The sequence below is a fragment of the Sphingomonas oligophenolica genome, assembly GCF_039522915.1.
Lineage (GTDB): Bacteria > Pseudomonadota > Alphaproteobacteria > Sphingomonadales > Sphingomonadaceae > Sphingomonas > Sphingomonas oligophenolica.
Genome location: NZ_BAAAEH010000003.1, coordinates 122013 through 132085, shown reverse-complemented (window position 1 = coordinate 132085; position 10073 = coordinate 122013). Strand labels below are relative to the sequence as shown.

The following is a 10073-nucleotide window of genomic DNA, read 5'->3' as shown; positions in this document are numbered from 1 at the left end:
GCTACCTCCATCTCCCCAACTCGCCCTCAATCTAGGCACAGCATGAAAAATCCCGGACAGCAGTGGGCACACCTCCGGGGTGACGACATGGTCTGGCGGTATCCTCCACCTTCACCCAATAACGGTTTTTCTTGTTGCGCCGCATTATGGCTCCGCCCGTAACAATCTGATAGCGCCGGGCTATGCCAAGCGCCGCCGCCTCCGCCCGGGAAATCCTCGTTCGCCTTCACGACGTGATGGCGTCGCGCACCTTGCCGCAGGCGAAGCTCAATTCAGTGGTGCAGATCGTCGGCGAGGCGATGCACAGCGAGGTCTGCTCGATCTACCTTCTGCGCGACGGCGTGCTCGAGCTCTACGCGACCCGCGGCCTTGCCCAGGAGGCGGTCCACGTCACCAAGCTCGCGCTCGGCGAGGGGTTGGTCGGCAAGATCGCCGAGGATGTCGAGACGCTCAATCTCGACGAGGCGGCGAGCCATCCCGATTTCGCCTACAAGCCTGAAACCGGTGAGGAGAAGTTCCACAGCTTCGCCGGCGTGCCGATCATCCGCCGCGAGCGGGCGGTCGGGGTGCTCTGCGTCCAGCATGCCGATCCGCACAAATATGACGATGTCGAGATCGAGGCGCTGCAGACCGTGGCCATGGTGCTCAGCGAGCTGATCGCCAATGCCGATCTCGCCGATGCGGGGGGCGCCGCGGCGGCACGGCCGCAATCGACCGCCGCCATGCGGATCCAGGGTCTGAAGCTCGTCGACGGCATGGCGAGCGGTTACGCCGTGTTCCACCAGCCGCGCGTCACCATCGAGCATACGGTCGCGGAGGACGTCGAGGCCGAGCGGCACCGGGTCTATGCGGCGTTCGACAAGATGCGCGAGCAGATCGAGCGCATCTCCGCCCAGGCCGAATTCGGCGTCGGCGGCGAGCATGAGGAGGTGCTCGAGACCTACAAGATGTTCGCCTATGACGAGGGCTGGGCGCGCCGGATCAACGAGGCGATCGATTCAGGCCTGACCGCCGAGGCGGCGATCGAACGCGTCCAGCAGCGCACCCGCACTCGCATGCGCCAGATCGACGATCCCCTGCTCGCTGACCGGATGCACGATCTGGAGGATCTCTCCAATCGCCTGCTCCGCATCGTCTCGGGCCAGATGGGCACTGCCGCGCAATTGGGCCTCAGGCAGGACACGATCCTGATCGCGCGCAATCTCGGACCCGCAGAGCTGCTCGAATATGATCGCCGCCGGTTGAAGGGCGTGATCCTCGAGGAAGGATCGCTCACCGCGCATGTGACGATCGTCGCGCGGGCGATGGGCGTGCCGGTGCTTGGGCGGGTCAAGGGCGTGCGACGGCTGATCGGCGAAGGCGATCTGCTGCTGCTCGACGTTACGGCGGGCAATGTCTTCGCGCGCCCGTCCTCGTCGATGGAGGAGGCCTTCGAGACCAAGCTCGAGCTTCGGCAGCAACGCCGCGCCGCTTTCGCCGCGCTCAAGAGCGAGGCGCCGGTCACGAAGGACGGCCACCGGCTGACGGTGATGGTCAATGCGGGCCTGCGCGACGATGTCGCAGCGCTCGACGTGACCGGGGCCGACGGTATCGGGCTGTTCCGTACCGAATTCCAGTTCCTGATCTCCTCGACCCTGCCGTCGCGCGAGCGCCAGCAGAAGCTCTATCGGGACGTGCTCGATGCAGCAGGCGACCGCCCGGTCATCTTCCGCACCGTCGATATCGGCGGCGACAAGGCCTTGCCCTATCTCAACAAGGAAGACGCCGACGAGGAGAATCCGGCGATGGGCTGGCGAGCGCTCCGGCTCGCGCTCGATCGCGGGGGGCTGATGAAGGTCCAGGCGCGTGCGTTGCTCGATGCCGCTGCCGGACGCACGCTCAACGTGATGTTCCCGATGGTCTCCGAACCCTGGGAGTTCGACGAGGCGCGCGCCCTGTTCGAGGCGCAGCGCGAGTGGATGGAGGCGCGCGGACGCAAGCTGCCGGCGGAGATCCGCTACGGTGCGATGCTCGAGGTGCCGGCGCTTGCCGAACAGCTCGACCTGCTGCTGCCGCATATCGATTTCCTGTCGGTCGGCACCAATGACCTGACCCAGTTCCTGTTCGCCGCCGATCGCGCCAATCCAAGGCTCGCCGAGCGCTACGACTGGCTGAGCGCTGCGATCCTGCGCTTCCTGCGCCGCCTCGTGGCGCCGACCCGCGCGGCCGGGGTGCAACTTGCCGTGTGCGGGGAGATGGGCGGCCGGCCGCTCGAGGCAATGGCGCTGATCGGCCTCGGCATCGACCGGCTGTCGATCACCCCGGCGGCGGTCGGCCCGATCAAGGCAATGGTCCGCTCGCTCGATCGGACCGCGCTGATGGCGCATATGGAAGCGCTGCTCGCCGCCCCGCCGCGCGATATGCGCGGTGCGCTGCAGGCCTGGGCGACGCAAAGCGGGGTCGAACTGGCATGATCGCGTGACGGGCGGGGCCGGAGGCCGTTGACACCGCCGCGACGCTTTGTGAGACACGCTGCCAACGCAGGACTATAACGGGCCGCAACCTTCCTGCCGGAGACGAGAATTGACCGATACCGATCCCGGCGAGGAAGCAACATTGTTCCCCAAGACTGCCGGCGAACGATTGCGAGAGGCGCGCGAGGCCCAGGGCCTGTCCCTGACCGAGATCGCAGCGCGCACGCGCATCCCGGTTCGCCAGCTCGAAGCGATCGAGGCGTCGAACTTCGCCGCTCTTCCGTCGATCACCTACTCGGTCGGCTTCGCCAAGGCCTATGCGCGAGCGGTCGGCGCCGACGAAGTGGCGATCGCGCGCGATGTGCGCAGCCAGAACGACGTCGCAATCCGGCACACCGAGTATGAGTCGTTCGAAGTCACTGATTCGTCGCGCATCCCGACGCGTGGCCTTGCCTTTGCCGGCTTCGGCATCGCGCTGGTGCTGCTGATCGCGGTCGGCCTCTGGTACGGCACGACCTGGTTCCGCGCCGGGGATTCGGCGCCCGCGGCACCGGCCGCCGAGACGGCGCAAGTGCCCCAGGCAGCGCCGACGGCTGCTTCACCGGCCCCGGCAGCTGCCGGCCAGGTGTCGATCATCGCCACGGACGAGGTCTGGATGCGTATCTATGATGCGACCGGCAAGACGCTTTACCAGAACACCTTGAAGCCGGGAGACCGCTACGAGGTTCCCGCCGATGCCAATGGCCCGATGATCAATGTCGGCCGGCCCGACAAGCTGCAGATCCTGGTCAACGGCACTGCCGTGCCGCCGCTCGGCGACGGCGCGCGGGCGATCCAGGATGTCGGGATCAGCGCCGCGGCGCTCGTGGCCCGGGCAAGCGGCGCACCGCAGCCGGTGCCGGCCGCGACCGCCACATCAGCACCCCCGCAGCGTGCGACTCAGCGAAAGCCGGCCGCGTCGCGCCCGCGCAGTGAAAGCACGCCGGCCACGACCGCGACCCCGCCAGTGACGCCGCCTGCCGCGGCGGCGCCGACCGCTTCCGCCACGCCGGCTCCTTGAGGTGGGCGATAGAATGAATGCTGTCTTTATATCCGGACGTTCACCGCACCGGGGGGTGTTTATGCGCAACTATCTGATGATGGCGACAATGTTGGCGGGGATCGGCCTCGCCCCAGGTGTCGCGCACGCCCAGTCAGCCATTGCCGGCCGGGTCGACCGGCTCGAAAGCGAGATGCGCGCCGTGCAGCGCAAGGTCTTTCCGGGCGGCAGCGGCCAATATGTCCAGCCCGACATCTCCCCGCCCGAGGCAAACACCACGCTCCCGGGCAGCCCGGCGAGCAGCCCGGTCACTGATCTCGAAGCGCGCGTGAGCGCACTCGAATCGCAGATTACCGTCATGACCGGGCAGATCGAGACGACCCAGCACCGGGTTCAGCAACTCGAAGACGGATTCAGCGCCTATAAGCGGACGACCGACGCGCGGTTGAAGCTGATCGAGGAATCAGCGTCCCAGGCGAGTGCGACATCGGGTGCGGCCGAGCCGGAATCGGCCGTGTCGATGCCGCCCGCTACCCGCCCGTCCGTCAAGCCGGCCGCGCCCATCACGAAGCCGGTTACGCCCGCCGCCAAGCCGTCGGCGTCCGCCGCCAAGGATCCGTTGCGGGCGAAGAAGGTTGCCGCGGTCGAGAAGCCGCCGGTCACTGACGATCCCGCCGAGGACAGCTATCTCTACGGCTACCGGCTGTGGCAGGCGAAGCTCTATCCCGAGGCCGAGGCGGTATTCCAGAAGGTCGTCGCGACCTATCCAACCCACAAGCGGGCAAGCTATGCGCAGAATCTGCTCGGGCGCTCCTATCTCGAGGAAGGCAATGTGCGGGCGGCGATGCAGTCCTTCTACGACAATTTCCACAAGATGCCCGATGGCGACCGCGCGCCCGACAGCCTGTCCTATCTCGCGCAGACGCTGATCAAGATCGACAAGCCGGCCAAGGCTTGTGAGGTCTATGGCGTGCTCGATCAGGTTTATAGCGCGAAGATCAGCGAGGCGATGAAGGCCGAAATCGTCCGCGGGCGCGCCCAGGCGCAGTGCAAGTGACGGGAATCGGGCACGTGATCCGGGCCGGTTCATTCCGACACGGGCCGGACGCCGGCTAGGCCGGGGCGCATGGGCGCACCCGACACCGGGTCGATCGAGCGGTTCCGACGCGATTTCGAGGCAGTGCTCGGGCATGTTCCCGGGGCCGGCGAGCGGATTGCGCTTGCCGTGTCGGGCGGACCAGACAGCATGGCGATGCTCGCGCTCGCTATCGCCGCTTTCCCGGGAAAGGTGGTTGCCGCGACGGTGGATCACGGCTTGCGCGCCGAATCGGCTGACGAAGCGGGGATGGTGGCGCGTTATTGCGCTGACGGCGACGTCCGGCACGCCACGCTGCGCATCGCGTCGCCGCCTGAGGCGCGCGACAATATCCAGTCCTGGGCACGACAGGAACGTTATGCGCTGTTGCAGCGCTGGGCGATCGAATCGGGCGCCGCTTCGCTCGCGACCGCGCACCATGCCGATGACCAGGCCGAGACATTCCTGATGCGCGCCGCCCGGGGATCGGGCCTGTCCGGCCTCGCGGCGGTGCGTCGAAGGCAGGATATCGACGTCACCATTCCCTCCCGATTCGAAGGCTCGACCGAAGCGGCTGGGCTGTGGCTTTCGCCGTCACCCCTGGCGCTGGTCAGACCCTTATTGGCCTGGCGGCATCACGAACTGGTTGAGGTAGCGGTTGCCGCTGGTGTCCCGTTCGTGGACGATCCGAGCAACACCGACGATCGCTTCGACCGAACGCGATTCCGCCGACTGCTGGCGGAGGCGGCCTGGATCGATCCAGTCCAGATCGGGCGGTCCGCCGCCTATCTGGCGGAGGCTGATGCAGATTTGCGCACGATCAGCCAATGGCTCTGGAAGGAGCGCGCGCTCCCGTCGGGACATTTCGAAGCCAGGCTGGATGTCGCGGGCCTGCCGCGGGCACTGCGGCGTTATCTGGCGCGCATGGCGATGGACCATCTGGTCCTGAAGCTCGGCATGACCAGCGGCTGGTCCAATGCAGCCAATATCGAATCACTGCTGGATTCGCTCGAGGCTGGGAAGGCCGCGACCCAGGCCGGCATCATGGCCTCGGCGAAGGGCGATGTCTGGCATTTCCGCGAGGCGCCGCCGCGGCGATCACACTGATCAACGATATGCGCCGTTTGTTCCATTGCCATTAAGATAGCACCGCCTATCTTGGGGGGTGAAAGGTACCGGATACCCATGAACGACAATGACAAGCAGCAGGGCCCCGACAATGGGGGCAGCAACCCCTGGATGAAGAACCTGCTGATCTGGGTCGGCATTTTCCTCGCGCTGGCGGTGTTCGTGACGATTTTCAACGGCCCGGCGCAGCCGGCCGCGACCAGCACGATCGCCTATTCAGCCTTCCTCGACAAGGTCGAGGCCGGGAATGTCCGGGACGTCAACGTCGCCGGCGAGGTGATCTCCGGTACCCTCAAGGACGGCAGCAAGTTCCGCACCTATGCGATGGTGCAGGATCCCGAACTGACGCCGTCGCTCCGCAAGAACGGCGTGGTGATTACCGCCAAGCCCGAGGACGGCCCGCCGATCTGGCAATATCTGCTGATGCAGTCGCTGCCCTTCCTGCTGATGCTCGGCCTCGCTTTCTTCATCCTGCGCCAGATGCAGAAAAATTCGGGCTCGGGCGCGATGGGCTTCGGCAAGAGCCGGGCGAAGATGCTGACCCAGCGCGAAGGCAAGGTGACCTTCGACGATGTCGCCGGCATCGACGAGGCGCGCGAGGAATTGCAGGAGATCGTCGAGTTCCTGAAGGACCCGACCAAATTCGCCCGGCTCGGCGGCAAGATCCCCAAGGGCGCGCTGCTGGTCGGCTCGCCCGGGACCGGCAAGACGCTGCTCGCCCGCGCGATCGCGGGTGAGGCGGGCGTGCCCTTCTTCACCATCTCGGGCTCCGACTTCGTCGAGATGTTCGTCGGCGTCGGCGCGAGCCGCGTGCGCGACATGTTCGAACAGGCCAAGAAATCGGCGCCGTGCATCGTCTTCATCGACGAGATCGACGCAGTCGGCCGCCATCGCGGCGCCGGCCTCGGCAACGGCAATGACGAGCGCGAGCAGACGCTCAACCAGCTGCTCGTCGAGATGGACGGCTTCGAGGCGAACGAAGGCATCATCATCATCGCCGCGACCAACCGCCCCGACGTGCTCGACCCCGCCTTGCTGCGGCCGGGCCGGTTCGACCGGCGCGTGACCGTTCCGCTGCCCGATATCGAGGGCCGGGTGAAGATCATCGAAGTCCATATGAAGAAGGTGCCGATCGCGCCCGATGTCGACGCGCGCACCATCGCGCGCGGCACGCCGGGCATGTCGGGTGCCGATCTCGCCAATCTCGTGAACGAGGCGGCGCTGATGGCGGCGCGTCTCGGCAAGCGCCTGGTCGCGATGGCCCAGTTCGAGACCGCCAAGGACCGGGTGATCATGGGCACCGAGTGGAAATCACTGGTGATGACCGACGACGAAAAGCGCATGACCGCCTATCATGAAGCCGGGCACGCCCTTGTCCGTATTCATGAGCCGGCGTCAGACCCGATTCACAAGGCGACGATCATCCCGCGCGGCGGCGCGCTCGGCATGGTCGTCAGCTTGCCGGAGCGCGACAGCTACTCCTATCATCGCGACAAGATGTATGCGGATCTCGCCACGGTGATGGGCGGCCGCGTCGCCGAGCAGCTGATCTTTGGCTATGACAAGGTCTCGTCGGGCGCGTCCGGCGACATCAAGCAGGCGACCAAGCTCGCCCGCGCGATGGTGATGCAATGGGGCATGTCGGACAAGCTCGGGCCGCTGCAATATGAAGAGCAGCAGGGCGAGACCTTTCTCGGCTATTCGCAGACTCAGCGCCACAATATGTCGAATGAGACGGCGCTGATGATCGACAGCGAAATCCGCGCGCTGGTCGATGGCGGCCTGGCGCGCGCCACCGAGGTGCTGACCAAGCATATCGACCAGCTTCATCTCATCGCCGGCGCGTTGCTCGAATATGAGACGCTGACCGGGGACGAGATCAAGCGGCTGGCCTCGGGCCAGGATATCGGTCGGATCGACAGCGACATGAAGGGTCCCTCAGTCCCGGCCGGTGGCACCTCGATTCCCAAGACGCGACGCCCCAAGGGTCCCTTCGGCAGCCCGGCGCCGCAGGGGGCCTGAGGCCCTGGGCCAACCGGCCGGGGTTAGACCTGGCGGTTGGCTCGGTTCTCGACGCCGCGGGGCGCAGGCCTCGCGGGCCGCTTCCGGCGATACTGGTCGCGGAGCGTCGCGGCGATATCGTCCTGGCTGTCGCTGTCGAGCAGGGCCTGGGTGACGGCAATGCGGGCTGCGCACGCCACATCGACTCCCTTGTGGCCCTCAAGCCGGTTCAGGAGCGTCGCCAGGTCGACATGCTCGGCGGCGGCCGCGCGCGCCGCCACCTCGGCGCCGCTGATGATCCGACCGACGGGGTGCGCTTCCGGCGGGCTCGAGACCACACCGAAGATCTCCCGCCTCTTACGAGCGCTGAGCTCTTCGGACATCGCCGGCTCGTTTCCTCCTGAATCGCCTGAAGCGCAGACGGCCGGCGCCGTTGTGCGCAGGGACTGGAGGCGTTCGAGGCGGATGCGCAGCCCTTCGATCAGCAGGGTCGTGTCGGCCCTGGGCAGCATGGCGGCATAGGCGTGGTCGATCAGGCTGGCGATCTCGCGATCGGCCTCGTCACGCCTGGTGCCGCCGGTGGCGACGCGCTTCAAGACGTCCCGGATGTCAGCATAAAGGGCCGGGTTGCCTCCACGCAGCTGGGCGAAGCCGGGCTGGCGCCGTTCCAGCGCTGCCATTGCCATATCGGCCCGGGCGTCGTCGCTGAGCGCCCTCACGACGGGCGAGGTCGCCGGGTCGGCGGCGCGGTCCGGCGGCACTGACGCGCCGAGCGAGGCCAGGAAGGCGAACAGCAATGCGGCGCGCGCGATGACGCGTGACGGCCCTTCGACCCCGCCGGGAAGCGCACCGACGAGCGGCAGCAAGCCCGCGGCGGCGAGGGCGAACAGATAGACCGGGGGAGCCGGGTGCCACGCCGCGCGCAATTGCAAGGCGGCAAGGGCGAGGGCCAATCCCGCGGCCGTTCCACCGAGGATGAACCATTCGCGGTGCTGCCCGAGCAGTCGGCCAAGCGTCACGCGGACGGCCGACAATAGGGCCAGCCGGAGATAGGCGAGCAGGCAGGCAATGACGGCCAGCGCAAAGAGCTCAGCGGGATCGAAATGAGCGAAGACGAGCATGAGACCGAGCCCGCCAGCGCAGAAAATGGCGGCGCCCCCGAGATTGAGCGATCCCGGCTCGGCGGGGGGAACGACGATATAGGACCAGATCGCGATCCCGATCGCCGGAAGCACGATGAAGGTCGGCCAATAAGGCGGCGGCAGCGCCATGGTGGCGAAAGCGAGCAGGACGAAGGCGGCGAGCCAACCTTCGGTCAGCCAGCGCGCCCGGCCAGCGCGTTCCTGAAAGCGCTGCCGCCAGCGGGCGAGGAGGTGAAGCGCGGCAAAGGGGGTCGCGAAGCCAATCACGGCGGCGCCGGCGATCACTGCGGACGAAGGGGCCACGCCGCTGCCGTACATGATCGAGCCGAGCCAGAGCTGAGCCAGAAAGACGAGTGGCATCAGCGCCAGGATGCCGAGCGTCATCCGCGGCTTGGCGAGGAAACGCCGCCAGCGCTCCACCGACTCTTTCTTGTAGGAATAATGCAGGCCGGGCGCGACTTCGCCGCGGATGCCGAGAAAAATCTCGATGCCGCCGATCATGCCCGGGCGGAAGGCCTGGATCCGCCACGACCACCAGGGGCCGGGCGCGCGGGTCAGCGATCGCCATGCGGCATGATGGGCATGGCCCGGGCGATTGAGGCTTTCGATCAGCCGCCATTCGTCGAGCCGGTCGAGCACCATGGTGATCGCCGGGTCGACACTGCGCCAGCGGTCTGCCTTGCCCCATCCGAACGCCTGAATCGATTGCAGCAGCACTGCATCGCTATGCGGGATGGTCGAGGCGAGCAGGGCGGCGAGCCACGGCTCATTATCGGTGCGGATGCGGATTTCGCCGAGCGCCGGCGCGCGCAGGATCGCGTTGAGCCGTTCCTCGAGCACTGCGTCGGTCGGCCGCCAGGGGCCGCGCAGGCCGGCTTCGAGATCAGCCATGGCAGCGCGCAATGCGTCGATCTCGGCCTCACGCGCCGCCATCGCCGCGGCGATTTCAGGCTCCTCAGGGGGCGCTTGCCCGTGCGGATCGCCGGTTGCAGCGTTCGGCGGCTCGCGCCAGTCGCTCTCCGTATCGCTGATTGTCCCGTCATCCTCGTCTGCCGCGGCCCACGCCGCCGCATGGTCGAGATGCCGCAGCGCCGCGTCATAGGCGGCGCGCAGGCGCTTGAAGCCTTCGGGATCGTCTTCCGGATTGGTGACGCGCAGCCTGGTCGCATAGGCGCGCCTGATCGCGGCGCGATCGCTGCCGCGGGGGATCCCGAGGGTCGCCCAGATGGTCACGC

Annotated in this window: 6 protein-coding genes; 5 read left to right on the top strand and 1 reads right to left on the bottom strand. The window is 67.2% G+C overall.

Annotation, left to right across the window (positions count from 1 at the left end):
* Positions 1-182: 182 nt before the first annotated feature.
* From ptsP to ftsH, 5 genes are all read left to right on the top strand, one after another.
* The gene (gene ptsP / locus ABD050_RS02425) at positions 183-2453 is read left to right on the top strand and encodes a phosphoenolpyruvate--protein phosphotransferase (protein ID WP_343887542.1); all 2271 of its coding nucleotides are present in this window, start codon (positions 183-185) and stop codon (positions 2451-2453) included.
* Between the two features lie 109 nt (positions 2454-2562).
* Positions 2563-3513, top strand: a complete 951-nt coding sequence (locus tag ABD050_RS02420; protein WP_343887541.1) for a helix-turn-helix domain-containing protein — start codon at positions 2563-2565, stop codon at positions 3511-3513.
* Positions 3514-3574: 61 nt separating this feature from the next.
* Positions 3575-4549: a tetratricopeptide repeat protein gene (locus ABD050_RS02415; RefSeq protein WP_343887540.1), complete on the top strand. Its 975-nt coding sequence runs from the start codon at positions 3575-3577 to the stop codon at positions 4547-4549.
* Between the two features lie 69 nt (positions 4550-4618).
* On the top strand, positions 4619-5674 hold the full coding sequence (tilS, locus tag ABD050_RS02410; protein ID WP_343887539.1) for a tRNA lysidine(34) synthetase TilS: 1056 nt from the start codon (positions 4619-4621) through the stop codon (positions 5672-5674).
* Between the two features lie 78 nt (positions 5675-5752).
* Complete coding sequence (ftsH, locus tag ABD050_RS02405) at positions 5753-7717, top strand: ATP-dependent zinc metalloprotease FtsH (protein ID WP_343887538.1); 1965 nt, start codon at positions 5753-5755, stop codon at positions 7715-7717.
* Between the two features lie 23 nt (positions 7718-7740).
* Here ftsH and ABD050_RS02400 read toward each other — a convergent pair whose 3' ends face one another.
* Positions 7741-10071, bottom strand: coding sequence for a hypothetical protein (locus ABD050_RS02400; protein WP_343887537.1), 2331 nt, complete (start codon positions 10069-10071; stop codon positions 7741-7743).
* Between the last annotated feature and the right edge of the window lie 2 nt (positions 10072-10073).